The 26,255-nt window shown below is 70.1% G+C and carries 23 protein-coding genes and 5 tRNA genes; 18 read left to right on the top strand and 10 right to left on the bottom strand.

Annotated features, from left to right (window positions below; genetic code table 11):
• Positions 1 to 39 precede the first annotated feature (39 nt).
• Together gcvH and gcvP are read left to right on the top strand one after the other, a co-directional pair.
• Complete coding sequence (gene gcvH / locus D7V97_RS11330; protein WP_120610625.1) at positions 40 to 423, top strand: glycine cleavage system protein GcvH; 384 nt, start codon at positions 40 to 42, stop codon at positions 421 to 423.
• Positions 424 to 528: 105 nt separating this feature from the next.
• Entirely contained in the window at positions 529 to 3,432 is a 2,904-nt protein-coding gene (gene gcvP / locus D7V97_RS11325) for an aminomethyl-transferring glycine dehydrogenase (protein WP_120610624.1), read from the top strand.
• 86 nt (positions 3,433 to 3,518) lie between these two features.
• On the opposite strand, the gene D7V97_RS11320 is transcribed toward gcvP, so the two are convergent.
• The 3 genes from D7V97_RS11320 to D7V97_RS11310 form a co-directional block, all read right to left on the bottom strand.
• Positions 3,519 to 4,424: a cation diffusion facilitator family transporter gene (locus D7V97_RS11320; protein WP_120610623.1), complete on the bottom strand. Its 906-nt coding sequence runs from the start codon at positions 4,422 to 4,424 to the stop codon at positions 3,519 to 3,521.
• An 84-nt stretch (positions 4,425 to 4,508) separates the two neighbouring features.
• The gene (locus tag D7V97_RS11315; protein WP_120610622.1) at positions 4,509 to 5,753 is read right to left on the bottom strand and encodes an energy transducer TonB; all 1,245 of its coding nucleotides are present in this window, start codon (positions 5,751 to 5,753) and stop codon (positions 4,509 to 4,511) included.
• Positions 5,754 to 5,872: 119 nt separating this feature from the next.
• Positions 5,873 to 7,657: a SpoIID/LytB domain-containing protein gene (locus D7V97_RS11310; protein WP_120610621.1), complete on the bottom strand. Its 1,785-nt coding sequence runs from the start codon at positions 7,655 to 7,657 to the stop codon at positions 5,873 to 5,875.
• Between the two features lie 358 nt (positions 7,658 to 8,015).
• Between D7V97_RS11310 and D7V97_RS11305 the strand changes: the two genes are divergently transcribed.
• Positions 8,016 to 9,458: a nitrous oxide reductase family maturation protein NosD gene (locus D7V97_RS11305; protein ID WP_233582664.1), complete on the top strand. Its 1,443-nt coding sequence runs from the start codon at positions 8,016 to 8,018 to the stop codon at positions 9,456 to 9,458.
• 82 nt (positions 9,459 to 9,540) lie between these two features.
• Here the strand turns inward: D7V97_RS11305 and D7V97_RS11300 are convergent.
• Positions 9,541 to 9,612, bottom strand: a tRNA-Cys gene (locus tag D7V97_RS11300).
• A gap of 142 nt (positions 9,613 to 9,754) precedes the next feature.
• Between D7V97_RS11300 and D7V97_RS11295 the strand changes: the two genes are divergently transcribed.
• The 4 genes from D7V97_RS11295 (at position 9,755) to fdxA (ending at position 12,997) form a co-directional block, all read left to right on the top strand.
• Positions 9,755 to 10,906 carry an acyl-CoA dehydrogenase family protein gene (locus D7V97_RS11295; protein WP_120610620.1) on the top strand — a complete coding sequence of 384 codons (1,152 nt, stop codon included), beginning with the start codon at positions 9,755 to 9,757 and terminating at the stop codon, positions 10,904 to 10,906.
• A gap of 132 nt (positions 10,907 to 11,038) precedes the next feature.
• Complete coding sequence (locus D7V97_RS11290; protein ID WP_120610619.1) at positions 11,039 to 11,389, top strand: rhodanese-like domain-containing protein; 351 nt, start codon at positions 11,039 to 11,041, stop codon at positions 11,387 to 11,389.
• Between the two features lie 69 nt (positions 11,390 to 11,458).
• The gene (asd, locus tag D7V97_RS11285; protein WP_120610618.1) at positions 11,459 to 12,547 is read left to right on the top strand and encodes an aspartate-semialdehyde dehydrogenase; all 1,089 of its coding nucleotides are present in this window, start codon (positions 11,459 to 11,461) and stop codon (positions 12,545 to 12,547) included.
• 108 nt (positions 12,548 to 12,655) lie between these two features.
• A complete protein-coding gene (gene fdxA / locus D7V97_RS11280) occupies positions 12,656 to 12,997 on the top strand; it encodes a ferredoxin FdxA (protein ID WP_120610617.1) in 342 nt (113 codons plus the stop codon).
• Between the two features lie 68 nt (positions 12,998 to 13,065).
• On the opposite strand, the gene D7V97_RS11275 is transcribed toward fdxA, so the two are convergent.
• Together D7V97_RS11275 and D7V97_RS11270 are read right to left on the bottom strand one after the other, a co-directional pair.
• Entirely contained in the window at positions 13,066 to 13,686 is a 621-nt protein-coding gene (locus D7V97_RS11275) for a hypothetical protein (protein WP_233582662.1), read from the bottom strand.
• Between the two features lie 366 nt (positions 13,687 to 14,052).
• Entirely contained in the window at positions 14,053 to 15,102 is a 1,050-nt protein-coding gene (locus D7V97_RS11270) for a hypothetical protein (protein WP_120610615.1), read from the bottom strand.
• A 296-nt stretch (positions 15,103 to 15,398) separates the two neighbouring features.
• On the opposite strand from D7V97_RS11270, the gene D7V97_RS11265 reads away from it, so the two are divergent.
• Entirely contained in the window at positions 15,399 to 15,878 is a 480-nt protein-coding gene (locus tag D7V97_RS11265) for a GNAT family N-acetyltransferase (RefSeq protein WP_120610633.1), read from the top strand.
• Positions 15,879 to 15,893: 15 nt separating this feature from the next.
• Here D7V97_RS11265 and hrpB read toward each other — a convergent pair whose 3' ends face one another.
• The 4 genes from hrpB to D7V97_RS11245 form a co-directional block, all read right to left on the bottom strand.
• A complete protein-coding gene (hrpB, locus tag D7V97_RS11260) occupies positions 15,894 to 18,458 on the bottom strand; it encodes an ATP-dependent helicase HrpB (protein ID WP_120610614.1) in 2,565 nt (854 codons plus the stop codon).
• Between the two features lie 45 nt (positions 18,459 to 18,503).
• Positions 18,504 to 19,715, bottom strand: a complete 1,212-nt coding sequence (locus D7V97_RS11255; protein WP_120610613.1) for a hypothetical protein — start codon at positions 19,713 to 19,715, stop codon at positions 18,504 to 18,506.
• A gap of 39 nt (positions 19,716 to 19,754) precedes the next feature.
• Positions 19,755 to 20,450, bottom strand: a complete 696-nt coding sequence (locus tag D7V97_RS11250) for an HAD family hydrolase (protein ID WP_120610612.1) — start codon at positions 20,448 to 20,450, stop codon at positions 19,755 to 19,757.
• Between the two features lie 75 nt (positions 20,451 to 20,525).
• Positions 20,526 to 21,104: a HEAT repeat domain-containing protein gene (locus D7V97_RS11245; protein ID WP_233582660.1), complete on the bottom strand. Its 579-nt coding sequence runs from the start codon at positions 21,102 to 21,104 to the stop codon at positions 20,526 to 20,528.
• 132 nt (positions 21,105 to 21,236) lie between these two features.
• Here D7V97_RS11245 and D7V97_RS11240 point away from each other — a divergent pair, with 132 nt between their 5' ends.
• The 10 genes from D7V97_RS11240 to D7V97_RS11195 form a co-directional block, all read left to right on the top strand.
• Positions 21,237 to 21,629 (top strand): DsrE family protein, encoded by a 393-nt coding sequence (locus D7V97_RS11240; protein WP_120610610.1) that lies wholly within the window; start codon positions 21,237 to 21,239, stop codon positions 21,627 to 21,629.
• Positions 21,630 to 21,849: 220 nt separating this feature from the next.
• Positions 21,850 to 23,148, top strand: a complete 1,299-nt coding sequence (cglB, locus tag D7V97_RS11235) for an adventurous gliding motility lipoprotein CglB (RefSeq protein WP_120610609.1) — start codon at positions 21,850 to 21,852, stop codon at positions 23,146 to 23,148.
• 81 nt (positions 23,149 to 23,229) lie between these two features.
• Complete coding sequence (locus tag D7V97_RS11230) at positions 23,230 to 24,207, top strand: RimK family alpha-L-glutamate ligase (RefSeq protein WP_120610608.1); 978 nt, start codon at positions 23,230 to 23,232, stop codon at positions 24,205 to 24,207.
• A gap of 66 nt (positions 24,208 to 24,273) precedes the next feature.
• Positions 24,274 to 24,720 (top strand): hypothetical protein, encoded by a 447-nt coding sequence (locus D7V97_RS11225; protein WP_199728773.1) that lies wholly within the window; start codon positions 24,274 to 24,276, stop codon positions 24,718 to 24,720.
• A 5-nt stretch (positions 24,721 to 24,725) separates the two neighbouring features.
• A complete protein-coding gene (gene rlmB, locus D7V97_RS11220; protein ID WP_120610606.1) occupies positions 24,726 to 25,532 on the top strand; it encodes a 23S rRNA (guanosine(2251)-2'-O)-methyltransferase RlmB in 807 nt (268 codons plus the stop codon).
• Positions 25,533 to 25,659: 127 nt separating this feature from the next.
• Positions 25,660 to 25,732 (top strand) — tRNA-Thr (locus D7V97_RS11215).
• 93 nt (positions 25,733 to 25,825) lie between these two features.
• Positions 25,826 to 25,909 (top strand) — tRNA-Tyr (locus tag D7V97_RS11210).
• Positions 25,910 to 25,918: 9 nt separating this feature from the next.
• Positions 25,919 to 25,994: transfer RNA gene (locus D7V97_RS11205), tRNA-Gly, on the top strand.
• A gap of 21 nt (positions 25,995 to 26,015) precedes the next feature.
• Positions 26,016 to 26,091 (top strand) — tRNA-Thr (locus tag D7V97_RS11200).
• Positions 26,092 to 26,107: 16 nt separating this feature from the next.
• Positions 26,108 to 26,255: GTP-binding protein (locus tag D7V97_RS11195; RefSeq protein WP_233582667.1), on the top strand; the 148-nt coding region annotated here is incomplete at its 3' end.

Below are 26,255 nucleotides of genomic sequence, written 5' to 3'. Positions count from 1 at the left end.
CCCTTCCATCCCTCCGCACCCCTGCGAGGAGCAGCCTCCATGTCCGATTCGATTCCGCAGAACCTGAAGTACACGAAGGAACACGAGTGGGCCCGCGTCGAGGGCAAGACCGTCGTGGTGGGTGTCACCGCGCATGCGCAGGAAGCGCTCGGCGACGTGGTGTACGTGGAGCTGCCCAAGTTGGGCGCCACCATCACGGAGGGCAAGCAGTTCGGCGTCATCGAGTCCACCAAGGCCGTGTCGGACCTGTACGCGCCCCTGAGCGGCAAGGTGGTGAAGGTGAACGACGAACTCACCGGCAATCCGTCCATCATCAACACCGACCCGTACGGGGCGGGGTGGATCGTGGAGGTCGAGCCCTCGGACACCGAGCAGGTGGGCAGGCTCCTGGACGCCGCCGCGTACGGCGCACTCCTGAAGTAATCCACGCGCAAGAAGTGGCGCGTCCGGATTGTTAGTGACGCTCCACGAGGCCCCGACCCCCTCGGACGCCGACTCCTTCCGCACCTCACGCGAGCCCTTCCGACCATGTCCTTGAACTGGAAGTACCAGGAGTCCTTCGCCGGCCGGCACATCGGCCCGGAGGCCCCCGAAGTGAAGCAGATGCTGTCCACGCTGGGTGTGGACTCGCTCGATGCGTTCATCGAGCGCACCGTGCCGCCCGCCATCCGCGCCCAGGAGCCGCTGCGCCTGCCGCCCGGCCGGGGCGAGAACGAGGTGCTGGCGCAGCTGGAGGCCATCGCGGCGAAGAACCAGGTGTTCCGGTCCTTCATCGGCATGGGCTACCACGACACCCACGTCCCCAACGTCATCCTGCGCAACATCTTCCAGAACCCGGGCTGGTACACCCAGTACACGCCCTATCAGGCGGAGATCGCCCAGGGCCGGCTGGAGGCGCTGCTCAACTTCCAGACGATGGTGACGGACCTCACGGGCATGGAGGTGGCGAACGCCTCCCTGCTGGATGAGGGCACCGCCGCGGCGGAGGCCATGGGCCTCGCGCTGCACGCGAAGGGCGACAGCACCGGCGGCGCGTTCTTCGTGTCCGAGGGCTGCCACCCGCAGACCGTGGACGTGGTGCGCACGCGCGCGCTGCCGCTGGGTGTGGAGGTCGTCGTGGGCGACCACCGCACGGTGGACCTGTCCGCGAAGAAGTTCTTCGGCGCGCTGGTGCAGTACCCGGCCACCGACGGCGTGGTGCACGACTACCGCGCCTTCGGTGAGAAGGTACACGCGGCGGGCGGCCTGTTCATCGTCGCGGCGGACCTCTTGAGCCTCACGCTGCTCACGCCGCCGGGCGAGTTCGGCGCGGACGTGGCGGTGGGCAGCGCGCAGCGCTTCGGCGTGCCGCTGGGCTACGGCGGCCCGCACGCCGCCTTCTTCGCCACGAAGAACGCCTACACCCGGGTGATGCCGGGCCGCCTCATCGGCGTGTCCGAGGACGCGCAGGGTCGGCCCGCGCTGCGCATGGCGCTCCAGACGCGCGAGCAGCACATCCGCCGCGAGAAGGCGACGAGCAACATCTGCACCGCGCAGGTGCTGCTGGCCGTGATGGCCGGCATGTACGCCGTCTACCACGGGCCGGACGGCCTCAAGTCCATCGCGGAGCGCGTGCACGGACTCACGGTGCTGCTGGCCCGGGGGCTGACGAAGCTCGGGTTCAAGCCGCGCCACGACCAGTTCTTCGACACGCTGCGCGTGGAGCTGACCACGGCGCAGGTGCGGGGCGTGCTGGCCGCCGCTGAAGGCGCGAAGATGAACTTCCGCCGCATCGACGACAAGACGCTGGGGCTCGCGCTCGACGAGACGACGCGCGCCAAGGACGTGGAGGACATCCTCGCGGCCTTCGTGCAGGGCGCGAACAAGGCGGGCGGGCCGGTGGTGCTGGAGGAGCTGGCCAGCGACCTGGAGAGCCCGCTGGCGAAGGAGGTCCACCGCTCGAGCGCGTACCTCACGCACCCCGTCTTCAACCGCTACCACTCCGAGACGGAGATGCTGCGATACGTGCGGCGGCTGGAGGCGAAGGACCTGTCGCTCACGCACTCCATGATTCCGCTGGGCAGCTGCACCATGAAGCTCAACGCCACCGCGGAGATGATCCCGGTGACGTGGCCGCAGTTCAGCAAGCTGCACCCGTTCGCGCCCACCTCGCAGGCGGCCGGCTACAAGGTCATCTTCGAGCAGCTGGAGCACGCGCTGTCGCAGGTGACGGGCTTCGCCGGGTGCTCGCTGCAGCCCAACGCGGGCAGCCAGGGTGAGTACGCGGGCCTGCTCGTCATCCGCGCCTACCACCAGGCCCGGGGCCAGGGGCACCGCGACGTGTGCCTCATCCCGTCCTCCGCGCACGGCACCAACCCGGCCTCCGCGGTGATGGCCGGCTACCAGGTCGTCGTCACGAAGTGCGACGAGAACGGCAACATCGACCTGAAGGACCTGGCGGTCCGCGCGGACGAGTACAAGGACCGGCTGGCGGCGCTGATGGTGACCTACCCGTCCACGCACGGCGTGTTCGAGGAGGAGATCAAGGAGATCTGCGCCATCATCCACGAGCGCGGCGGCCAGGTGTACATGGACGGCGCCAACCTCAACGCGCAGGTGGGCCTCACCGCGCCGGGCCACATTGGCGCGGACGTGTGCCACATCAACCTGCACAAGACGTTCTGCATCCCGCACGGCGGTGGCGGCCCGGGCATGGGCCCCATCTGCGTGGCCAGCCACCTGGTGAAGTTCCTGCCCGGACACCCGGTCATCCCGACGGGCGGAGCGGAGGCCATCGGCGCCATCTCCGCGGCGCCGTGGGGCAGCGCCAGCATCCTGCTCATCTCCTGGATGTACGTGCAGATGATGGGCGGCGAGGGGCTGACGGAGGCCACGAAGCTGGCCATCCTCAACGCCAACTACATCGCCGAGCGCCTCCAGCCGCACTACCCGGTGCTGTACCGGGGCAAGCGCGGCCGGGTGGCCCACGAGTGCATCCTGGACCTGCGCCCGCTCAAGAAGACCGCGGGCGTGGAGGTGGAGGACGTGGCCAAGCGGCTGATGGACTACGGCTTCCACGCGCCCACCGTGTCGTTCCCGGTGGCGGGCACGCTGATGATTGAACCCACGGAGAGCGAGTCCAAGGCGGAGCTGGATCGCTTCTGCGACGCGATGATCGCCATCCGCCAGGAGATCCGCGACGTGGAGGAGGGCCGCTCTCCCAAGGACAACAACGTCCTCAAGAACGCGCCGCACACCGCGCGCACGCTCACCGCGCCGGAGTGGAACCGCCCCTACACCCGCGAGCAGGCCGTGTTCCCCACGGCGTGGGTGCGCGACAACAAGTTCTGGCCGTCCGTGGGGCGCCTGAACAACGTGCTCGGGGACCGGAAGCTCGTGTGCTCGTGCCCGCCGATTGAAGACTACGAGACGCCCGCGCAGAAGGTGGCGTAGCGCTCACGTCCTCCTTCGGGAGTCACCGGGGCCGTCTTCCCATGCACGGGAAGGCGGCCCTTGGTGTTTTCGACGCCCGTGGCGCTTCAGCGAGGCCGCGAGGGCTCCACGTGCACGACGACGTCCACCACCTGCGGGTAGGCGCCGTGCAGCGTCTCCTCCACCTTGTCCGCCACCTCGTGGGCCTGGGCGGTGGTGAGCTGCGGATCGACTTCAATCTTCAGGTCCACGTAGACGCTCTCCTCCATGCCCCGGCTGCGCACGTTGCGGCACGAGCGCACGCCGGACACCGCCAGCGTGTGCTGGGACACCTGGAGCGGATCCAACCGCGCCGTGTCGGAGAGGATGCCCACCGCCTGCCGGACGATGCCGTAGGCCACCCACGCGACGAAGACCATGACGCACAGGGCGATCAGGCCATCCGCGCGAGGGAAGCCCAGCGCGACGAGGCCGATGGACACCAGCACCGCGAGGCTCACGAACACGTCCGACAGCGTGTGCTTCGCATCCGCGAGCAGGAGCGCGCTCTTGTACTTCTCGCCGTAGTGGCGCTCCACGCGCGTGACGACCAGGTTGATGACGAGCGTGAAGACCATCACCGCCGCCATCGTCACCGTCACCGTCGGGTGCTTGTCATGCACCAGCGAGTCGAGCGCCATGCGCCCCAGTTCCAGCATGCCCACGCCAATCATCGCGCCGATGCCCAGCGACGCGAGCGCCTCGAACTTGCCGTGACCGTAGGGGTGATCCGCGTCCGCGGGCTGCGAGGCCACGCCCATGGCCACGAGCCCCAGCACGTTGGAGCCGCCGTCGATGAACGAGTGCAACCCGTCCGCCGTCACCGACGCGGAGTGGGCGAGCAGGCCGAAGACGAGCTTGGCGACCGCCACCACCCAGTTGGCCACGAGGATGGCCAGGAGGACGAAGCGGACCTTCCGGTTGCGCTCCTGGAGCGCGGCGCTGCGGTCGATGACGGGCGGGGTGGCTTCCACGGTGGGGCAGGGTAGTGCCCCGGCCTCAAGTCCGCGAGCATCCGTTGCGTCGGGATGCCCGGCGCCAGACGGTGCACGGTGCGGCTACTGCCGGAAGAGGCGCATCCGGGGGCCGCCGCCCATCTCCAGGAAGAAGCCGAACTGGAAGCGCACCGTCGCGTCCTGGCCCAGCAGGCCGGACGGCGGGTTGGGGAAGGGCTGGGCGCGCTTGAACGAGGACACGGCCTCCATGTCCAGGAAGTCCAGGCCGCTGCTCTTCTCCACCTGGATGTCCTTCACCGCGCCGCGCTCGTCCAGGGTGATGGTGAGCAGCGTCTGCCGGTCGCGCCCGGAGTAGATGTTCCCCGTCGGGTCGCGCACGCGCAGCTGCTCGTTGGGGTTCCAGTGCATGCCCACGCTCTGCTTCACGCGGTTGAAGAAGCTCGCGTACTTCCACTCGCGCGTGTTGAGGAAGGTGCCGTCGCCCTCCTCCTGGTCCTGGAGCATGTCGTTGGGCGCCGCGCCCACCACCCGGTCCATCGCCGCCTGCGAGGGCATCAGCGTCGCGAGCCCCGGCGAACCGGTGCGGCCCGTGGAGCCCTCCTGCTCGCTGTTGTCGCCCTCGCCGGGCTGGATGCGCAGGCGCTTCGCGTTGCCCGCCGTGGCCTCGCTCTCCGACTGGTTCTTCACCGCCATGCCCGGGCCGCGCTCGCGCGGATCCGTCTTCATGGCGATCTCCTGCTTGCGGCGCGTCTCCGGCATCTCGAAGGTGGGCTTCTGGCCGCCCTGCGACTGGGGCCTGTCGTCCGCGCCCTGGCCGTTGTTGCCGGACACGCGCGGCGGCTGCACCTGCTCCGTCTGAGCGCCCTCCTGCTTCTGGGGCGCCGTCTTCTGGGGCATGGCGTTGCGGTAGAAGGCCGTCTGGTCCTTCGCGCGAGTCTCCTTCTGGACCGTGTTGTTGCTCTCGGCCAGGTACTTCGCGTCCGGGGAGACCTGATCATTTCCCGGCGCCACGTCCACCACCTGGCCCTCGGGCTTCTTCGTCTCGTCCGGCTTCTTCTCTTCCTTCGTCTCGCGCTTCTCGGTGGGGCGGGGCTTCGTCTGCTGGGAGGTGGGGCCGCGGTTCTTCGCCCACTGGTCGGACGTGAGCGGACGGACGGCCACGGAGGTGGGGCGGGGGACCGGGCGCTTCTCCCCCCCGGGCAGGTTCATCTGCACGTAGGACAGCAGGAGCACCAGCCCCACGAAGGCCACGTGCCCCACGAGCGCCAGGACGAGCGCCAGCAGATAGCGCAGGGATGCGCGCTCCTTGCGCCGCTGACGCCAGTCTGTCGGGGAACCCTTCGCCACGGCCTGATGATAAACCTCCGGACCGCCTCTTCAGTCCCGAACGTGCGGCCCGTAACAGTCGATAATCGAAAGAGATTCGCGTGTCCGGCATTGGGTACGCGCGAAGTGTCCTCTTCGGTTCAATAGATGGGCGCGACCTCCGCGCCGTTGAAGTAGTAGCGGAGGATCTCCGGGTAGCGCTGCCCGGCCTCCGCCCGGCCGATGGCGCCTGTCTGACACATGCCTACGCCGTGGCCCCAGCCACCGCCCCGGAAGAGCCACCCGGTGGGGCGGCCCTCGGCGTCCCGCTCGGCCTCCACGGTGGCCATGGTGCTGTTGAGCATCCCGAAGAGCCGGCGGATGTTCAGCTCCCCCCGGACCTGGGTGGCGCCCTTCGTGCCGGACAGGGACAGAAGCCGGGCCCGTCCGGACACCCCGCGCTCGGACAGGCTGAGGGCCTGGATGGAGCCCACGCCCAACTTCTCCGTGAGCGCGTCCACCTGGGCCTGCGTGAAGCGCTTCTCCCACCGGAACTTGGTGGGCTGCGCGAAGCTGGACAGCCGGCACGCGGCGGGCACGTCCGGCGCGGCCAGCCACGCCTTGAGCGACGACGGGCCGGGCACGTCCGGGGCGGCTTCCAGCAGGTCGGGACGGCCGCGCAGGCTGGGGTCGGGCGGGCCGCCCCACACCACGTCGTTGTCCTCGGTGTGGCCGCCGCACACGGCGCTGTAGACGGAGTCCACCAGCCGCCCGTCCTTGCTGAAGAGGGCCTCGCCCCGCGTGGCCTCCACCGCGGCGGTGGTGCTGGCCGCTTCGCCGGTGCGGCCCCGGTACACCGCGCAGTGCTGCTCCGAGCACAGCAGGTACGGATCCGCCAGGTGCTTGATGCCCACCTTCGCCAGCACCTCGCCCCGAGCGGTGACGGCCTGCGCCTTGAGCGCCTCCGGGTGCGCGCGCGCGAAGATTTCAGAGGGCACCAGACCCTTGAGCAGGTCCTCCAGCGGCACCACGTTCACCACCGCGAGCTTGCCGCTCCGGTCCGCCGCGAACTGGAGCGCGCCCCGGAAGCTGCGGTCCTCGAAGGCGTGGAAGTCGTAGCCCACGCCGTACTCCACCTGCCGCACGTCGAAGCCGCTGCCGTCCGGCGTCTCCGCGTCCAGCCGGTCCTGCGCGAGCCCCACCACCGCGTCGTTCTCGTCCCGCACCTCGAGGATGGCGCTCGACGGCTTGCGGACCTCCTCGAAGAGGGTGGTGCGCAGGCCGTACTGGCGCAGCAGGTCCGCCTGTTTCTCGGCTGCGCCAGCGGGCGTGAGGGCCTCGTCGCCCAGCAGCAGGTAGCGCCGGTTGTCGATGACCTTGCCCGCGATGCCGTACACGGAGCCCAGCGTGTGCGTGCGCACCGCGAGCCCCCGTGCGCGCCACGTCTCCTGCGCCTCCGCGAGGCCGGCCTTGTCCGCGAAGCGGAACTCGCCCAATTGCAGCCGCGCGCTCCACTGCGCGGGCTCGCCCTGCGTCACCCGCACCGTCCAGCGCGAGCCCGCGGGCGCATCCAGCATCTTGTCGCCCGGACCTCCGAAGCGCAGCCGCATCCGGCCGCGCGGCGAGAACGTCACCGCGTCGCGCCCCTCCATCAGCTTGATGGGCAGGCGGGGCTCGCCGTTGCGGAAGTCCAGGCGCTTCAGGTCCTGCGGCCCCGGCAACCCGGAGGTGAGCGGATCCGACGGGTCGTTCGTGGAGTCGAGCACGACGCCCGCATCGGAGACTCCGGACGGGGAGGGCGCCTTTGGAGACACCGCGTCCCGCGCGGTCGCGGTGACCTCCGGTTCACCCAGGCCCTGGGTGCTTGGCGCAGGAGGAGACACGGGCGCCGACGTGGCACAGGAGACGAGCAGCAGGGCGGTCAGGAGCAGGACGGCTTTGGACACGGCGGCGGCACCGTAGCCGCCGCGCGGTCAGGCGTCACGGTCCTCCCTTCCCCTGCGGCGAGTCCCTTCCGCGATGACCGGCAGTGAATAGAAGCGCCGACGCCATGCGTTGCCCCTGCTCATGCGAATTCACGGAGGCAACGGATTGACGAAGCGAACCACCCTGGTGACCTCCCTGGCTGCCTGTGCCCTGGCCCTGTCTTTGAGCGCTTGCGGCGGCGGCTCGGGCGGGTCCTCGGACCCGGGAAGCCCCTCTTCGGGAACCCCCGCTGGGACTCCCGCGGCCAACACCAACCGTCCCGCGGCAGGGAAGGCCGCCGCCACCCCCGGCGCGGCCCCTCCCATTGGCGTGCAGCCGGTGGCGGACACTCCCGCCGCGCAGCTGCCGGAGCACGCGGACCACGCTCCCATCGCGGAGCCCGGTCCCCAGCCCGCCGTCAGCGCCAAACCCATGACGGCCGCCCCGGCCACGGCGGCCGCCCACGAGTGGGTGGTGTCCCCCAACGGTGACGACGGGGCCGAGGGCTCCGCCGCCGCGCCGCTGCGCACCATCGCGATGGCGGTGGGCAAGGCCGGTCCCGGCGACCGCATCCGCGTGCTCGCGGGCACCTACGCCGAGCGCCTCGTCCTGGGCGAGAACGCGCGCGCCGGCACGCCGGAAGCGAAGATCACCCTCCAGGGCGAAGGCCGTCCGAAGCTCACGCCGGGCGGCGGCTCGGGCGCGCTCGTCCAGGTGCGCCGGCCGAACTGGTTGATCGACGGCTTCGACCTCGACGTGCAGGCGCAGCCCATCTTCGGCGTCACCTTCGAGGGCGACGTGCAGGGTGCGGTGCTCGCCAACTCGGAGCTGCACGACGGCACGGGCGGCGCGGGCGTCACGACGTTCAACAACGCCCGGGGTCCCACCCTGGAGAACAACAACATCCACGGCTTCGTGCGGACCACCGGCAACCAGGACTCGCACGGCATCGTGGTGCAGGCCGGCTCCTACGACGTGACGGTGCGCAACAACGACATCCACGACAACTCCGGTGACTCCGTGCAGTGCCTGGGGCCCGAGGGCGTCAGCGGCCTGCCACCCGCCCAGGGCCTGATGGTGGAGAACAACCACTTCTTCGGCAACCGCGAGAACGCCGTGGACATCAAGACGTGCCACGACGTCACCATCCGCAACAACCGGATGCACCACTTCCAGAAGTCGGCCACGGCCACGGGCGAAGCGCTGGTCATCCACTACTCCGCGAAGAACGTCGTGGTGGAGGACAACGAGTTGTACGACGCGTCGAAGGGCATCTCCGTGGGCGGCAATCACGAGGGCCCGGTGCCCCAGGGCATCGTCGTGCGGCGCAACCGCGTGCACGACATCACCGACGCGGGCGGCGGCGAGGGAACCGGCATCCGGCTGGAGAACTCGCAGGGCACGGTGGTGGCCAACAACACCATCACCCGCGCGAAGACGGCCATCATCCTCGGCCACGGCACCGGCGGCCCCACCCAGGCCCTGCGCGTGGCGAACAACCTCGTGGACGCGCCCATCGCCGTGGACCTGGGCGGCCAGGCCCCCAGCCTCCAGATGGCCTCCAACCTCTACCCGGCGGGGGCCCAGTTCATGCAGAACGGCCAGCTCGTGGCTCTGGACGCCTTCAAGGCCGCCACCGGCGACACGACCTCCACGGGAGGGGACACGGCGGTCTCGGACACCTTCGCCCCGTCGCCAGCGGCCCAGGACAAGGGCCTGGACCAGGGCCTGCCCTTCTGCGGCGCGGCCCCGGACATCGGCGCGGTGGAGCTGGGCTGCTAGGCCCGCTTCAAGGTCCAATGACTTCGGAAAAAACAGAAGGCCCGATGCGGAGCTTGCTTCCGCATCGGGCCTTCTGTCTGTGAGGCGCCACCCGGATTCGAACCGGGGAATGAAGGTTTTGCAGACCTTTGCCTTACCACTTGGCTATGGCGCCGGAAGTGATTGGGGCCGGGTTTATACGCAGCCCCGTAGGAGCCGGTCAAGGAAGCAACACCGTCCAGCCCCGGTTCTCGTCCCGCTAGCATGCGGCGCGGGGCGTCAGGCCCTTTGAACCTGGACCACGAAGGGACGACACGATGCTGCACGGCCATGGGGTTTTCCAGGAGGAGCATGAGGCCTTCCGCCGCACTGTACGAGCGGTGGTGGACCGGGAGCTGCGCCCGTTCGCCGGGGAGTGGGAAGGGCAGGAGGAGTTCCCCCGGGAGCTCTTCCGCCGCTTCGGCGAGCTGGGCTTCCTGGGCCTGAAGTACCCGGAGGCCCACGGGGGCACGGCCGCTGGCGAGCTCTACGAGGCGGTGCTCCTGGAGGAGCTGGGCCGCTGTGGCTCTGGAGGGGTGGCCGCCGGGCTGGGGGCGCAGTTCACCATCGCCACCGGCCCCCTGCACCTGTTCGGCACGGAGGCCCAGAAGCAGCGCTGGCTGGCCCCCGCCATCCGGGGGGAGAAGATTGGCGCCCTGGGCATCACCGAACCGGACGCCGGTTCGGACGTCGCGGGCCTGCGCACCACCGCCCGCCGCGAGAGCGACCACTACGTCGTCAACGGCTCCAAGACGTACATCACCAACGGCGTGCGCGCGGACTTCGTGGTGCTGGCGGTGAAGACCGACCCCGCGCGGGGCCACAAGGGGCTGTCCATGCTCGTCGTGGAGCGGGGCATGCCGGGCTTCGGCGTGGGGCGCAAGCTGCAGAAGGTGGGCTGGCGCGCGTCGGACACGGCGGAGCTCTTCTTCGAGGACTGCCGCGTGCCGGCGGAGCACCTGCTGGGGGTGGAGGGGCAGGGCTTCTCGCAGATCATGGGCAACTTCCAGTGGGAGCGCCTGTCGCTCGCGCTCGGCGCGGTGGGCGCCATGGACGACATGCTGGAGACGGTGCTCGCGCACGTGAAGGAGCGCCGCGCCTTCGGGCAGACGCTGGGGCAGTTCCAGGTGATCCGCCACAAGCTCGCGGAGCTGTACACGGCCCGCGAATGCGCGCGTCAGCTCACCTATCACGCGCTGGCCCTGCACGTGGCGGGCGAGTACGCCGTCGCGCAGACCTCCATGGCCAAGAAGGTCGCCACCGAGACGTGCTGCCGCGTGGCCGACGAGTGCCTCCAGCTCCACGGGGGCGCCGGCTACATGATGGAGTACGACATCCAGCGCCACTGGCGCGATGCCCGGCTCGGCCCCATCGGTGGCGGCACCAGCGAGGTGATGAACGAGATCATCGCCAAGCAGCTCGGGCTCTGAACCCAGGGCCGTCCAGCGGGGCCCTGGTGGCCCCGTTGGGGTCTCCGAGGGCAGGCGAGCAGGCGTGGTGGAAGAGGGGAAAAAGCTCCCGGGTTCTTGTTCAAAGGAACATGTCGCCTCGGGGAGGCCCCGGTGGAGCCCACCATCATTTGCGATGAGTTGTTCATGCGTCTGGGGGACGAGGATGTGCTCGTCCTGGATTGTCGCGACGCGATGGACTGGGAACGGTTCGAGATCCACATCCCCGGCGCGCTGCGCATGACGGCCTCGGAGATCGCCCGCGACCTGGGGATGCTGCCGGATGACGAGCTCATCGTCCTCTGTGGCACCACCCAGGACTGCGCCGACATCCGCCGCGTCTGTCGCGTGCTGCGCCTCCGGGGAAGGAACGCCGTGTGCCTCGCCGGGGGGCTCCACGCCTGGGTGACGGGGGGCTATCCCACCGAACGCCATGCACGCCCCCAGTCGCACGCCCACCGCTGAGCGGCGGATGCGATGCGTCGTGAAACGGTGTAAGGAGCGGCCTGTCGCCCCCACCGGAGAACCCCCACGATGGCCAAGCTTCGCGCTGTGCTCATTGGCGCCACCGGACTCGCGGGCCAGCAGTTCATCGCGGCCCTGAAGGACCACCCGTTCATCGAGCTGACCGGGCTCGCCGCCTCGCCCCGCTCCGCGGGAAAAACGTACGCGGACGCCCTGCGCGCCTCCAACGGCATGCTGGCCTGGTTCGTTCCGGAGCCGCTGCCCGCGGGCATCGCCAGCATGACGGTGATCAGCGGCGACGCGGTGCAGGCGAAGGACTACGACATCGCCTTCTCCGCCGTGGAGGCGGACGTGGCGCGGGAGCTGGAGCCGCGGCTCGCCCGCGACATCCCGGTGTTCTCCGCCGCGAGCGCCTTCCGCTACGACGCGGACGTGCCGCTCTTGCTGCCCCCGGTCAACGCGTCCCACGCGCCGCTCATCCAGGAGCAGCGCCGGCAGCGCGGGTGGAAGGGCTTCATCGTCCCCATCCCCAACTGCACCACCACCGGCCTCGCCGTGACGCTCGCCCCGCTGGCCGAGCGCTTCGGCGTGAAGGCCGTGCTGATGACCAGCCTCCAGGCCATGTCCGGCGCGGGCCGCTCGCCCGGCGTCATCGGCCTGGACATCCTCGACAACGTCGTGCCCTACATCCCCAAGGAGGAGCACAAGGTCGAGGTGGAGACGAAGAAGATCCTCGGGGCGCTCAACCCCGCGGGCGCGGCGCTCACCCCGCACGACCTTCGCGTCTCCTGCACCTGCACCCGGGTGGCCGTGCTGGAGGGCCACACCGAGTCCGTCTTCGTGTCGCTCGGGAAGAAGGCCACCGTGGCGGAGGTCACCCAGGCCCTGCGCGAGTGGCAGGGGGCCGAGGTGGCGAAGGCCCTCCCGTCCGCTCCCCCGCGCTGGATTGAAGTGCTGGACGACCCGTTCCGCCCCCAGCCCCGCATGGACCGGGACACCCACGGCGGCATGGCCACCACGGTGGGCCGCATCCGCGAGGATGGTGTGCTGGAGAACGGCTTCAAGTACGTGCTCGTCTCCCACAACACGAAGATGGGAGCCGCAAAGGGCGCCATCCTCGTCGCGGAGTTGCTGCGAGCGCAGGGCTTGCTGGGCTGACAGGGGAAAGGGCCCGGGGAGTGCCTTAAATTCAGGGTGCCACCCTGGCCACAACCATCTACTGTGCGCGCCCACGGACGCGCGGAAATCCGCCCTGAGGAGATTTAAATGGCCTACGTCGTCGCCGAGCCATGCATCAAGTGCAAGTACACCGACTGTGTCGAGGTGTGCCCGGTCAACTGCTTCTATGAGGGTGCGAACTTCCTGGTGATCCACCCGGACGAGTGCATCGACTGCGGCGCCTGCGAGCCCGTCTGCCCGACCAAGGCCATCTTCCCGGAGACGGAGCTGCCCGCCGACTGGTCCGAGTACAAGGCGCTCAACACGAAGTACTCCACCGAGTGGCCCAACATCGCGGAGAAGAAGGCCGCCCTGCCCGAGTCCGAGGAGTACAAGGACAAGAAGGGCAAGCGCGCCGAGCTGAACCTGGCCCCCGGTGGGAAGAAGTAGCGCGCCGCACCGCTCGCGTGCGCCCGTGCGGTTGAAGGCCCTTGCGCCCCCTGGCGTGAGGGCCTTCGTCATTCCGCCCTCAGCACGCTGAGCCGCAGCCCCCGGGCCTCCAGCGCGTCGCGCAGTCGCGCCACGTCCTCGGTGGGAACGGGCCCATGGCGGCCCTGGATGCGCAGCGCCACCTCGCGGGGCCCGGTGCGCTCCACCTCCACGGTGGCGTCCAGCGAACCCCGCAGGCTCAGGCCCAGCGCCGGCCGCTGTGACTTCACGAACACCTCGATCTTCTCGATGAGCGCCAGCGTCGATTCGACCTGCGCGACCGGCGTGCTGCTGGCGGGCCCGGCTCCGTTCGCCGCCCCGCGGCCTTCCGTCACGGCCGCGAGCGGAGCGCTCCCGGCAGGCGAGTCCGTACGCGCGTGGGACGGAGTCGGAGCCTGGATTGGCGCGGGACGGACTTCGGAACGAAGTGAGCGCTCCAACTCGCGGGCAATCAGCTCCGAGGCCCGGTGGGTCGCCTGATCACGTCCCTCGGCGTGAGCCTCCTGGCGCACGGTGCCCAGCCGCTGCGACTCCACGTGCATGCCCTGCCGGGCCTGTCGGAGCGTCTCCGGACTCCCGAGCGCACTGCGCGCGGTCGACAGGATGGAGCCCGAGGCCCTGACCTGCGGTGCGCCAGAAGAGGCGCGCATCGAGGGCCCGGAAGAGGAGGGGAGGAGTCCACCGGGACGGGAGGGCCCTGCCTTCGGTGTCCCCCCGGGCACGGGAACCGCGCCCCGTCGGGCGGCGGAGCTGGGACGCGCCGGGGCGCTACCGCGTCCGGAGGTCTGCTGGAGGACCCGCTGGAACGCGTCCTTCTCCGGGGGAACCTTCTCGGATCCGGACGGAGCTTCCTGGCCTTCGACCTTCATGGGGTGCCTCGCGCGAAAGGGACGCGAGGGCTTGAGCAGCGGCCATGCCAGTGCTGCCGGTGGCCTCTCCACGAGGGGCGGAGCTTCCAGACGGCGACACGGAGGGTGTCACCACCGGGATGGGTGTGCGGGGCGCGGGACGCCCGCTCAGCGCTTGCCGCCGAAGCCGCCCGGCTGGATGGGCGCGGTGCCCGTCAGGTCATTGAACGCGAGCGGGCACGCCGCCACGGCGTTCGGATCCGCCAGCGAGGCGTTCTGGGTCCAGTCCCGGTCCTGGAACAGGAGCGCGTCGCGCACCTCCAGCTCCTTGAGCGCCTTGCGGTACTCCCAGAAGCGGCCGCGCAGCAGCACCCGAGCGCCCTTCGGCAGCCGCGTCAGGTCCATGTACTGCGCATCCTTCAGTCGCGCCGTGATGCTCACCGTGGGGCGCACCCGCGGCTTGCCGAACTCGAGGTTGAGTCCGCCCGGCACCTCGTTCGGATCCGGGATGTAGTAGAGCAGCCGCGCGACGAGCGCGGGCGGTTCGGGCGGAGTGCCCCGCTTGCCCTTCTTCTTGGGCTTCTCCAGCTTCGCGTCGACGAACTCCAGGCCCGCGAAGCCCACCTCCTTGTCGAGGTAGTCGTCGCGGAACTTCGCGTCGGCCACGCTGGAGGCGGTGGCGTTGGCCTTCAGGACCTCCACGTTGTAGCGCTCGAGCATCGCGGGCAGCGTGAAGAAGAAGCTGTCCACGGGGTTCACGCCGTCCGCGGCGAAGCGCAGCTTGCTCAGGTCGAGCGGCGGGTAGTACGGCGCGAGCGCCACCGCGGTCTGCAGCCACTCCGGCGGCAGCTTCTTGTCGATGAGCACCCGCCGCATCATCGACACCAGGTACATGCTGGCCGGGAAGCGCGGGGTGGACAGCTGCGTGTTCACGGTCTGCAGCAGCACCGGATCCACGAAGAAGTTCTCGTCGCGCTTGTGCAGGAACGGCGCGGACTCACCGACGATGGTGAGCAGCGCGCCCACGAGCTGGGCGCAGTTCGCGTCGGACGTGCCCTGGTTCAGGGCCTGGTACACGCGGGAGCGAAGGAACCGCTTGTCCATGTCCGCTTCGCGGAACACGGGCGGTTCGCCGGTGCCGAAGAAGAGCTCCTTCTGGGCGAGAGCGGGCGACGACAACAGGCTCAGGGACAGGACGAGGAGGGCGCGAGAACGCATCGGCTTGGACCCTACCATGCCCTCCCCGGGACGATCCTCCCCCGAACGCCTCCACCCGTGCTCCCCGTGAAATCACCGGGGTGCCATCCGACGCAGGGAGTAATTGCAACTGGATGACCCCATGCGGTGGGGCCTCCGTGACCGGAGGCCTGGGGTGACGGAGGGCAGGGGACGGAGCGCCCGCGCGGGCGGTGGCCGAAACGGAGTCCGCCGAGTCACTTGCGGGCGCCTTCTTCCAGGGGGCGTGGTTTTTCCGCCTGTTGGCGGCGCAGCCTTTTGTGTACCTTGCCCTCGATATGCCGACGCCTCCCGAAACAATCCCGGCACCCGTCACCGTCGCCCAGATCAAGGACGAGGCGGAGCTCATGCAGGCCCTCGCCATCCGCGAGGTGGTGTTCATCGAGGAACAGCACGTCCCCGAGGGCATCGAGCGCGACGCCGAGGACGCGCAGGCGTACCACGTGCTCGCGTACCAGGGCGGTCACGCCATCGGCACCGGTCGGCTGGTGAAGCTGCCGGAGCCGCCCGCGGGACAGACGGGCACGTGGGGTCAGATTGGCCGCATGGCGGTGCTCCAGGCGCACCGCAAGTCGCGCGTGGGCTCGCTGTTGCTGACGACGCTGGAGGCCGAGGCGCGCCGCCGCAACGTCCACGGCATCATGCTGCACGCCCAGCTCTACGCGCTCGACTTCTACAAGAAGCACGGCTACCAGCCGGTGGGCGCCGTCTTCGACGAGGCCGGCATCGACCACCTGGAGATGCACAAGCGCTTGTAGTTGTGCGCGCGCCTTTCAGCGCCTCGGAGGACGGGGCGCGGGCGGTTCGGCGTGGCGCGGATCCTCGGGCCACGAATGCCGCGGGTACTTCCGGCACAGCTCCTTGCGGATCGCCGGGTAGTGACGCTCCCAGAAGCCCGCCAGGTCCGTGGTCACCTGGACCGCGCGCATGTTGGGGGCCAGCAGGTGCAGCACCAGCGGCACGCGGCCCGCGCCCACGCTGGGCCCCTGCGCCATCCCGAAGAAGTCCTGCAGCCGTGACTCCACCCAGGGCGGCTTGTTGGGCTCGTAGTGCACCTTCACGCCGCGCCCGCCGGGCAGGGTGACGCGCTCGGGGGCATGGTTCGCGAGCAGGCGCTGCTGATCCGACGTGAGGCGCGTGTAGAGCGCGTCCAGCAGCGACACGCCCTCCAGGTCGGAGAAGCTGCGCGCGCCCACGCACAGGGACGCCAGCGCATCGCGCAGGAAGGTGGCGTCCACGGCGGGAAAGCCCGCCTCCGGGAAGGCCTTGGCGAGCAGGGCCACGCGGGTGCGCCACTGCTCCAGCGCCTCGGGCTCCGCGAAGCGCTCCGGACCCGCGGCGAGCGCCGCCTCGGCCAGTACGCGCGCGGCCGCCTCGGACGGAGGTGCGGGAGTCCGCGTCTCCTCCAGCACGAGGTTGCCGTACGCCAGGCGGGTGAGGCGCTCCACGCGGCGCGACTCCGGGTTCCACTGGAGCGTGTCCATTTCTTCCAATGCGTCCGGGTAGAGGTCCAGCAGCCACTCGGCCTCCACCGCGCTGGCGAGCCGGACGACGGCGCCGCGACCGGGTCGCTCCTCGGCGTCCACGGCGACCATCAGCTCCGCGTCCTGGACGACGCTGAACTCGGACAGGCTGGTGGTGCCGCCGCCGAACATGAGCAGCTCCGGCGAGCGAGGCCGTCGTCTGCGCGCCACGCGATCCGGGTAGCCCGCGAGCACGCTGAGCATCAGCGCCTGCTCCACGTCCTCGGGGCGTCCAGGCCGCGAGCCCTGCTCCCGCACCGAGCGCCGCAGCTGCTTCTGCACGCGCTCCACGGCCTGCACCGCGCCGGCGTCCAGGGACAGTGACTGCATGCGCCCTGAGGAGAACCCCGAGCGTCCGGCTTCACGGAAGCGCTCCAGCAGCTCCAGCAGATCAGAGGGACCGCTGACGATGGCCGAAGCGCGTCCGCCGCCGCCCAGGTTGGCGCGGGCCTCGCGGCGGATGTCCCGCTCGCCCATGAGGGCCGCGAGCACCGCGGCATCGGCGCCCACGCCCCGGCGTTCGCCCTCGACGATGACGCGTCCCTGGCGCGGGTGGACCGGGAAGCGCAGCAGCCGCTGGCCTATGTCCGTGACCTTGCCCTGCGCATCCACGGCGCCCAACCGGCGCAGCAGCGTCTCCGCGGCCTCCATCGCGGGCGCGGGGGGCGCCTCGAAGAAGGGGAACGCGCCCAGGTCCTTCACGCCCGAGGCGCGCAGCGAGAGCACCGTCTCCGCCAGGTCGGTGCGGCGGATCTCCGGGGCCTCCTGGTCGGGGCGTCCGTCGAAGTCGTGCTGGGTGTAGAGGCGCACGCAGTGGCCCGCACGGGTGCGGCCCGCGCGGCCGGCGCGCTGGATGGCGGAGGCCCGGCTCACCTTGCCCAGCTTGAGCTGCGGCAGACCGGACCACGGCGAGTGCGATGCCACGCGCGCAAGGCCACTGTCGATGACGACCGCGACACCGTCGATGGTGACGGAGGTCTCCGCGACGTTGGTGGACAGGATGATCTTCCGTCGGGAGCTGCGGCGCACGGCGCGGTCCTGCTCGGCGGGGGACAGGTCGCCGTGCAGCGGGAGCACGTCGGCGTCGTGACGCTCGGCGAACTCCGCGCAGGTGTCGCGCGCGCGGCGGATCTCCCCCGCGCCCGGAAGGAACACGAGCACGTCGCCGTCGACGCCCTGGGTGAACAGGCGCTTGAGCGCGGAGAGCACCTGCTGATCCAGGTGCCGCTCATCCGGGGCGGAGAGGTATTCGACGCTCACGTCGAAGCGGCGGCCCTCGGAGCGCAGGGAAGGCGCGCCGCCCAGGTACGCGCGGACAGGCTCCGCCTCCAGGGTGGCGGACATCACGACGAGCTTGAGGTCGGGTCGGGCCGACTCCTGCAGCCGCCGCAAGAGCGCGAGCGAGATGTCCGCGGACAGGTGCCGCTCATGGAACTCGTCGAGCACGACGATGCCCACGTCGCGCAGGGTAGGGTCGGTGAGCAGCCGTCGCCCGAGCACGCCCTCGGTGACGAAGGACATGCGGGTCTTCGGCCCGCGCACGTCCTCGAAGCGGACCTGATAGCCCACGGTCTCGCCCACGCGCTCGCCAAGCTCCTCGGACACGCGCTGGGCGGCGAGCCGCGTCGGAAGCCGGCGCGGCTGGAGGACGACGATCTCCCGACCCTGACCCAGTCCGGCCTCCAGGAGCGCGCGAGGCACACGGGTCGTCTTGCCCGCGCCAGGGGGCGCCTCCAGCACGAGCGACCGCGCGCCTCGCAGCGTGGAGACGATGTCGGGCAGGAGGGGATCGATTGGGAGGGCGACGTCCGCCATGTCCGGGTTCCTCTTCACGGCGGTGCACTCACCGCGCGGCGGGTCTCAAGGCGTCCCTGCCTCGGACGGATCGGTCTTCTTGCGTCGACGGGGACGGACCGCCTCCGCTACTCCCTCAGGGAGCGGATCCGGATCCGAAGCGGCGTCCGCCTGCACGGTCTCGGGAGCGGGGGCGCTGTTCTTCGGAGGCCGGCCGCGCCGCACGGGACGCACCGCGACGGGAGCCGTCTCCGGAACCTCCCCGGCTCCAGGCTCCGAAGCAGAAGGTCCGGAAGCGGGGTCTTCATGCCCGCCCTCCGAGGCAGAAGCCTCCGCCGCGCCCGTCTCCACGGGAGCCGATGCAGGAACACCCCGTCGACCCTTGCGAGTCGCGGGGGGAAGAGAAGGCGCCTGCTCCGCGACCTCGGCCTCCGCGGTGTCCTCGGCCGGATCCGTCTCCTCCGCGCCGTCAGGATCCGCGGCCGCCTCGTCCTCCGAACCCTCGAACGCGTCCTCCTGCCCGGCGTCGCCCTCGTCTCCAAAGAGCTCCGGAGCGCCATCCTCGGCACTGAGCGCGAGCGAGCGACCCGCGCGCTTCCGGGGTTTGAGCGTGAGGCCCGCGGCCTCGAAGACGCCCGGCACGGGCACGAGCGCGGCCTCCGCGAGCAGCCGCCCCTGTCGCAACGCGACGTCCAGACGCCGCCCCAGGGACACCAGCGCCTCGCGCAGTGCGGCCTCTTCATCCGGGGGCAGCGGGGTAGGGGACAGGCTTGCGTTCCACGCGGCGAACGTCGAGGCCACGAGGTCCACGACGGGACGGACCATCGCGAAGTCGTCGCGGGAGAAGATCCGCGTGACGTAGGCACTCTTGAGCCGCCGCTCGTAGGAGGACGCGTACTCGTTCACCAGCTCGCCGGGGGCCCGTCGGAGCTGCGGAAACTTGAGGTGGGGGAAGAGGGCTTCGATGACGGGAGCGCGGCTGCTGGCGGTGAAGGTGATGCCCGCATGCAGCTTCTCCAGTGCATCCACCCACCGGCCCTGCTGGTCGAACGAGAACTCCTCGCGGGCCTCGTCGAGCTCGGGCAGGTCCTTCACCTGCTCCAGCAACCCGGCCGCCGGCTCCCGGGCCTCGCGCAGCCGCTCCAGCGCGGAGGCAAGCCACTGCTTCTCGGCCTCGAGCCCCGGTCGGCCGACGACCATCTCCTCCGCCGTGGCAAGTCGGGCCTCGAAGGCCTCGGCGAAGCGGATCAGCTCATAGGACTCGAGCGTGGACGACATGCGTGGACTCCTCGGAGGGGCGGCGGAGATAACACACCTTCACCGTCCGACGAGCAGGGCCTCCATGGCTTCCGGGACGGAGAAGTCGGCGAAGGCCCACTCCGCGCCAGCGTCGCGCAGCGCCTGGGGCGTGAAGTTCCCCGTGCCGACGCCAATCGTCTCCGCGCCAATGCCCTTCGCGGCCGCCACGTCCTTGGGTGTGTCGCCGATGATCACCACGCGGCACGCCTCCAGGGGATGCCCCAACTGCGCGGCGCCGGCCTGCGCGCCGTGCCGGATGAGGGCCACGCGGTCCTCGAAGTCACAGCCGAAGCCGCCAAAGGCGAACTGGTCGTGGATGCGCACGCGCTCCAGTTTCACCCGGGCGCCCGCGCGCACGTTGCCGGTGCCCAGGCCCACGGCGAAGCCCGTCCGCGAGCGCGCTTCCAGCACGGCCTCGCGCATGCCCGGGTGCAGCCGGTATTCGCGCTCATCGACCTTGGGAACCTCTTCGCCCAGGTGGGCGATGTACGCGTCGATGAGCGCGTTGATGGCGTCCTCGGACACAGGCACGCCGATGGTGGACAGCCCTTTGCGGACGATGGCCCGGTCCGTCATGCCGGACATGCTGAAGCTGTCGCACGCGTCGCGGCGCTGGTGAAGCCGTTCAAAGGCCAGGGCCATGGAGCGACGTCCCGCGCCACCGGTGGTGACGAGGGTGCCATCGATGTCGAAGAGGAGGACGGTGGGGCGCATGGCCTCCCATCTAACGGAAGGCCCCGTCCGACGCGAGCCCCGAGCGAGCCGCCAGGGAAGCCATCCCCGCCAGGTTCAGGGCTCGGCCAGCGTGAGGCCCTGCTGGAGCGCCTCGCGCACCTGCGGCACGTCCTCCAGGGGGAGCCGCTCCTCCAGTGTCTCCCGCACCCGCTGTCCCCCCAGACGACCGAGCGCCTGCGCCACGGCCTCGCGGATCCGCACGTCCCGGTCCTCCAGCCGGGCGCTCAGCGCCTTCACTGCTTCGAACCCCAGGCACTGGCCCAGCGCCGCCGCGGCCCGCGCGCGCACGTCCGCGGACCTGCGCGGATCCTCCATCAGCGCCTGGAGCGTCGGTCCCGCCTCCGGGGATTCCACCTGCGCCAGCGCCGCCACGGCCCGCATTCGCTGCACGTCCGGGACGCTCGGATCTTCGGCGAGCGCCGCGAGCACGGGCACGACCTCCGGCCCCAACCTGCGCCACGCCGCCCCCGCCACCGTCGGCTGGGCGAGCAGCTTCAGCGCCTCCTCCCGCAGCGGTCCGGGTACGGGGGCATCCAGTGGCGTGGGTGCGGAGGTCTTGACCGTCACCCGGGCCGGAGCCGCCTCGGACAGCGGACCCGCGCTGGCGAGCACCGCGAGGCTGATCAGGCCCACCCACCGAAGTGGGGAGGGACGAACGCCGGGGTGACGGGATGGCAGGCTCGGCATGCGGGACTCCCGGTGGAGTGGGGCCCTGGTTATATGCCGGCTGCCTGCCCGGACTCGATCCCGCTAAGGTCCAGGACCATGGCCGGACGCGTTTTCTTCTTCCTCCAGCACGCCACGTATGAGCCCGCCTTCCAGGCCGGCTCCATGGGCATCACCGCCGCCGCGATGGGGGACGACGTCTACTTCGTCTTCGCCTTCGAGGCCCTGCGCCAGCTCGTCCGCGGCGGCTTCGGCCTCGCGCACAGCGAGCGCGAGCGCACGGAGGCCGCCCGGGCCGAAGGCCTCAACGTCCCCACTCCGGCCCGGATGCTCGAGGAGGCCCGCGCCCTGGGCGCGAAGCTCGTGGCCTGCGACACCACGGTGCGCATCTGCGGCCTGTCGCCCCAGGAGCTCCAGGGCACCCTGGACGAAGTCATGGGCCTCGCCTCCATCTGGAGGCTGACGGAGGGCGCGCGCGTCCTCACCCTCTGAGCGGGACGGCGGGCTCGAAGGCCCCATGCCCTCCGGTTGGAGGTAGGTGTCCGACCTGGGACGGGCCCGGCCCACGAGGATCGCCTGACGTTGCAACTTGGCAGCTTCACCTGAATGGAACCGGACGGCCGCGAGTCGCTGTAGCCTCGGTGGGCGCTCACGCGTTACGCTGCGGCGCATGCAGTTCGTTGTTCCCCCCTGGAAGGAATTCCCAAAGCCTATGCGCGCCAAGTTGACCCCCCTGAGCGCACTGCTGGCCGGCATCGTCGGTGGTGCCCTGATGGCCGGCTGTCAAACCTATGACTTCGAGCCGGTGGATCCGCTCGCGATCGCCCAGACGACGAAGGAGACGGTGATCGCTGCTCGCAAGAGCAAGCCGGACGTCATGCTGCTGGTGGACACCTCGGGCTCCATGACCCTGCCGGTGAACCCCGAGCTGACCGTGAACGGCGTGAGGGTCTGCTACCTCAAGGATACCCAAGGCCGGGATTACAAGTGCGGCGAGGGCACGGCCTGCGACACGTCCGTATGCCCCACGCGTTGGTCGGAGCTCCAGGGGGCCATGGGCCCGTTCCTGGCGGAGAGCGGCAAGCTGGTCCGTTTTGGCCTGACGACGTATCCGGCGCCCAACACGGCAACGACCCAGACCGTGGCCCTGGCCTGCGCCGCCGCCACCGCGGGCGAAAGCGTTCGCCTCGCCATCCCGACCGGGCTGGATTCGGACGAACAGCTCCAGGCCCACGCGACGAGCCTCAACGCGATCCTGCAGGGGATCCCCAACAGCGGGCCGAATCAACCCAAGGGCGGCACGCCGACGAGCGGAAGCGTCCGGTTCACGGGCTCGCTCCTGACGGGCGACCCCGAGGAGCGCGATCAGATCGTCCTCCTGCTGACCGACGGTCTGCCCAACTGCAACCTGGAGAACGAGTACAACGGCAGCCAGACGGAGTGTCGCTGCACGCTCGACGACCAGTGCACGGCTCCCCTGAGCCCGTACTACAAGAGGGGCTGCCTCGATAAGAACGCCTCCGTCGCGGCGGTGGAGGAGCTGAAGGCGCGCAAGATCTCCACCATCGTCATCGGCTTCGGCGCGGAGACGTCGGCGGGCGATGGCCCCAGCGTCCTCAACGCGATGGCGAACGCGGGTGGTTTCGCGCGCGAGTGCAAGGCGGATGTCGACTGCGGCGCGGGCGATACCTGCGACCTGAACGCCAAGCGCTGTGGCCGTGCCTTCTATCAGGCCGCCAACCGGGAAGAGCTGGCGGGTGCGCTGAAGAACATCAGCGAGAAGCTCGCGACCACTAACCCCTGCTTCATCGGGCTCGACCCGAGCCAGCTGCCGTCCGACAACCAGCTCATCGTCGTCTACATCAACGGTGAGCGGACGCTCCAGGGGCCGGACACCTGGACGCTGGGCGAAGGAGGCGTGACGTTCACGGGGAACGCCTGTGCGCGCCTGGAGGCCTCGCGTCCGGAGGCTCCGGTCAGCGTCGAAGTGCGCGCCATCCGCCAGCTCTAGGCGGAAGCGGTGGGCGGAGGCAGCTTTACCCGGAAGGTGGCGAGGGTTATAGGGACCTCGCCGGACCCGGTCGCCTCCGCCATGAAAATCACTGTCCTCTCGCGCTCCGCCTCCATTTCGTCCACGCGGCGGATCGTCGACGCAGGTCGCGCGAGAGGGCACCGGGTGCGCGTGCTCAACCCGCTCCGGGTGCAGATGCATCTGGACGGGGGCAGCCGCGCTACCCTGTTGTACGACCGCAAGAAGCTGACGCCCACCGACGTCGTCATCCCGCGCATCGCCCTGTCCATCAGCACCTACGGGCTCGCGGTCGTGAACCAGTTCGGCTTGGCGCGCGTGCCCCTGGTGAACCATGCCCAGGCCATCGCGCAGTCGCGCAACAAGATGCGAGCGCTCCAGCTCCTGTCCGCCCACGGCATCGACATCCCGGCCACGGTGATGGCTCGCGACGCGGCCCACCTCAAGGAGATGGTCGGGCTCGTGGGCGGCGTGCCCGTGCTGGTGAAGCTCCTGCAGGGCCAGGAGAAGCACGGCGTGATGGTGTGTGAGAGCCTCCAGTCGCTGGAGGCCGCGCTGGAGGCGGTGCTGGGGCTCGGGCACAACCTGGTGATGCAGGAGTACGTGCGGAGCACCGGGCAGGACGTGCGCGTGCTGGTGGTGGGCGGCGAGGCCATCGCCGCGGTGCTGCGCAAGCCGCGCCCCGGCCGGCTCTCGCACACCCTGAACCGGGGCGCCCGGTTGGAAGCCCTGGCGCTGTCTCCCAGCCATCGTGCCACCGCGGAGAAGGTCGCCCGGCTGGTGGGCCTGGAGGTGGCCGCCGTGGACCTCCTGGACGTCCAGGGCCAGCCCAAGGTCTTCGAGGTCAACAGCTCGCCCGCGCTCTTGGAGATGGAGGCCGCGACGGGCATGGACCTGGCCACGCCCATCATCCTGCGCGCGGAGGCCCTGGTCTCCGGAGCAGCGCCCGTGTGGAGCGCCGCGCTGGAGACGCCCCAGGCGCTCCTTCCGCCGCCCGCGGCGCGCAAGGGTGTCGCGAAGGTGGGCGTGCCCCGGAGTTAGAAGAGAAAGGGCTCCCCGCGCGTCCGAAGCCCCGATATACGAGCGCCGCCTTCCTGGAGACGACCCATGCCGAGCCCCCGCCGCTTTCCGCATCTGGCCACCCTGTTGCTGACCCTCGCCAGCGCTCCGGTGCTGGCCCAGGACGTGGACCCCGCCACCCTCTATGAAGTCACCACCGAGGGCACGTCGACGCAGGTGAAGGCGGGAGGGCAGGGCACCTTCGTCCTGGCCATCAAGTCGAAGGCCGGCGCCCACGTCTCCGACGAGGCCCCGCTGAAGCTGGAGCTCACGAGCAAGCAGCTGACGCCCGCGCAGAAGACGCTGACGCGCGAGCAGTCGGTGGCGAAGAAGGCCCAGGGCCAGCAGTTCGTGGATCCGCGCTTCGAGGTCCCCTTCACCGCGGTGACCGCCGGAAAGGGCACGCTGGATGCGACGCTGACCTTCTTCATCTGCACGGAGAAGATCTGCGCCCGTCAGAAGAAGACCTTCTCGCTGCCCGTGGAGGTCCAGTAGCCCCCATGCGAGAGCGTTCACCCAAGTCCGGCGGCAACGAGCGCGAGCGCGGCGGCACCGAAGCGCCGCGCTACGTCTATGGCGTCAACCCCGCGCTGGAAGCCCTGCGCGCGCATCCCGACGCCGTGGAGCGCCTCTTCATCGTCGACGGGCAGGTGGGCGCCAAGGCCGCGGGCGAGCTGCTCAGCCGCGCGCGCGACGCCGGGGTCCGGGTGGAGAAGGTCGCCCGGGAGCGCCTGAACACGATGGCGGAGGGCGGCGTGCACCAGGGCGTCGTCGCCGAGCTCCGGGGCTTCCAGTACGTCGACCTGGAGGACGTGCTCGCCGCGGCGAAGGCCAAGGGGCAGCCGGCCCTGGTCGTCGTGCTGGACGGCATCCAGGATCCGCACAACCTGGGGGCCATCATCCGCTCGGCCCACGCGCTCGGAGCCCACGGCGTCGTCCTCGCCAAGGACCGGGCGGTGCAGGTGACGGGCACGGTGGCCAAGGCCTCCGCGGGCGCCGTCGAGTACTGCCCCATCGCCCGCGTCACCAACATCTCCCGCGCCCTGGAGGAGCTGAAGGAAGCGGGGCTCTGGGTCGCGGCCGCGGACATCGAAGGTTCGGAGCCCTTGTGGACCGCCAAGCTGGACGGTCCGCTGGCGCTCGTCGTGGGGGCCGAGGGGGCAGGCGTGAGGGAAGGCGTCCTCAAGCACTGCGACTTCCGCCTCCGGATTCCCATGGCCGGTCAGGTCGGTTCATTGAATGCGTCGGTTTCCGCCGCGATTCTGCTATACGAGGTCGCCCGTCAGCGGGGCCGTCCGGCCCGGTGACGACCCCTGGATCAATCTCCTTGACTTGGAGAGTGGGGACTTCTAAAAGGTCGCGCCTCTCAAGTTGCTGCCGGGAGGTTGACGGTCCGCCGGGAATCAGGTAGGGCGGGGCAGTTGCTGGAGTGATGCCGGTGTAGCTCAGTCGGTAGAGCAACTGATTTGTAATCAGTAGGTCGCGGGTTCAAATCCCGCCGCCGGCCAGGTTGGACGGGCCGCGGTGTTGGGCCCGGGAAGTGAAGGCAGTTCGGCAGTTTGTGTGTAGGAAGTGGCCGCAGCACCACAAGTGAATATCTGGAGGGATACCCAAGCGGCCAAAGGGAGCAGACTGTAAATCTGCCGGCTCTACGCCTTCGATGGTTCGAATCCATCTCCCTCCACTCGGCAATGCGGGAATAGCTCAGTTGGTAGAGCGTCAGCCTTCCAAGCTGAATGTCGTGGGTTCGAATCCCATTTCCCGCTCCAACCGTTGTAGTGCATCGCCAAGCCCTGATAGCTCAGTTGGCAGAGCGCGTCCTTGGTAAGGACGAGGTCACCAGTTCAATCCTGGTTCAGGGCTCCATTTTTCGAGGAGTGTCATGTCCAAGGAAAAGTTCGATCGCAGCCTGCCCCACGTGAACATCGGAACGATTGGGCACGTGGACCACGGCAAGACGTCGCTGACGGCGGCCATCACGAAGGTGCTCGCGAAGTCCGGCGGCGCCACGTTCATGGCGTACGACCAGA

The organism is Corallococcus sp. CA053C, from assembly GCF_003611675.1.
Classification (GTDB): Bacteria; Myxococcota; Myxococcia; order Myxococcales; family Myxococcaceae; genus Corallococcus.
This window is presented reverse-complemented; position numbering and strand designations above follow the sequence as displayed.

What these genes read in the sequence shown, in the direction of transcription:
- gcvH (WP_120610625.1), top strand. Translation starts at nt 40, where the DNA reads ATGTCCGATTCGATTCCGCAGAACCTGAAGTACACGAAGGAACACGAG.
- gcvP (WP_120610624.1), top strand. Translation starts at nt 529, where the DNA reads ATGTCCTTGAACTGGAAGTACCAGGAGTCCTTCGCCGGCCGGCACATC.
- D7V97_RS11295 (WP_120610620.1), top strand. Translation starts at nt 9,755, where the DNA reads ATGCTGCACGGCCATGGGGTTTTCCAGGAGGAGCATGAGGCCTTCCGC.
- asd (WP_120610618.1), top strand. Translation starts at nt 11,459, where the DNA reads ATGGCCAAGCTTCGCGCTGTGCTCATTGGCGCCACCGGACTCGCGGGC.
- fdxA (WP_120610617.1), top strand. Translation starts at nt 12,656, where the DNA reads ATGGCCTACGTCGTCGCCGAGCCATGCATCAAGTGCAAGTACACCGAC.
- D7V97_RS11275 (WP_233582662.1), bottom strand. Translation starts at nt 13,686, where the DNA reads ATGCGCGCCTCTTCTGGCGCACCGCAGGTCAGGGCCTCGGGCTCCATC.
- D7V97_RS11270 (WP_120610615.1), bottom strand. Translation starts at nt 15,102, where the DNA reads ATGCGTTCTCGCGCCCTCCTCGTCCTGTCCCTGAGCCTGTTGTCGTCG.
- D7V97_RS11265 (WP_120610633.1), top strand. Translation starts at nt 15,399, where the DNA reads ATGCCGACGCCTCCCGAAACAATCCCGGCACCCGTCACCGTCGCCCAG.
- hrpB (WP_120610614.1), bottom strand. Translation starts at nt 18,458, where the DNA reads ATGGCGGACGTCGCCCTCCCAATCGATCCCCTCCTGCCCGACATCGTC.
- D7V97_RS11255 (WP_120610613.1), bottom strand. Translation starts at nt 19,715, where the DNA reads ATGTCGTCCACGCTCGAGTCCTATGAGCTGATCCGCTTCGCCGAGGCC.
- D7V97_RS11250 (WP_120610612.1), bottom strand. Translation starts at nt 20,450, where the DNA reads ATGCGCCCCACCGTCCTCCTCTTCGACATCGATGGCACCCTCGTCACC.
- D7V97_RS11240 (WP_120610610.1), top strand. Translation starts at nt 21,237, where the DNA reads ATGGCCGGACGCGTTTTCTTCTTCCTCCAGCACGCCACGTATGAGCCC.
- cglB (WP_120610609.1), top strand. Translation starts at nt 21,850, where the DNA reads ATGCGCGCCAAGTTGACCCCCCTGAGCGCACTGCTGGCCGGCATCGTC.
- D7V97_RS11230 (WP_120610608.1), top strand. Translation starts at nt 23,230, where the DNA reads ATGAAAATCACTGTCCTCTCGCGCTCCGCCTCCATTTCGTCCACGCGG.
- D7V97_RS11225 (WP_199728773.1), top strand. Translation starts at nt 24,274, where the DNA reads ATGCCGAGCCCCCGCCGCTTTCCGCATCTGGCCACCCTGTTGCTGACC.
- rlmB (WP_120610606.1), top strand. Translation starts at nt 24,726, where the DNA reads ATGCGAGAGCGTTCACCCAAGTCCGGCGGCAACGAGCGCGAGCGCGGC.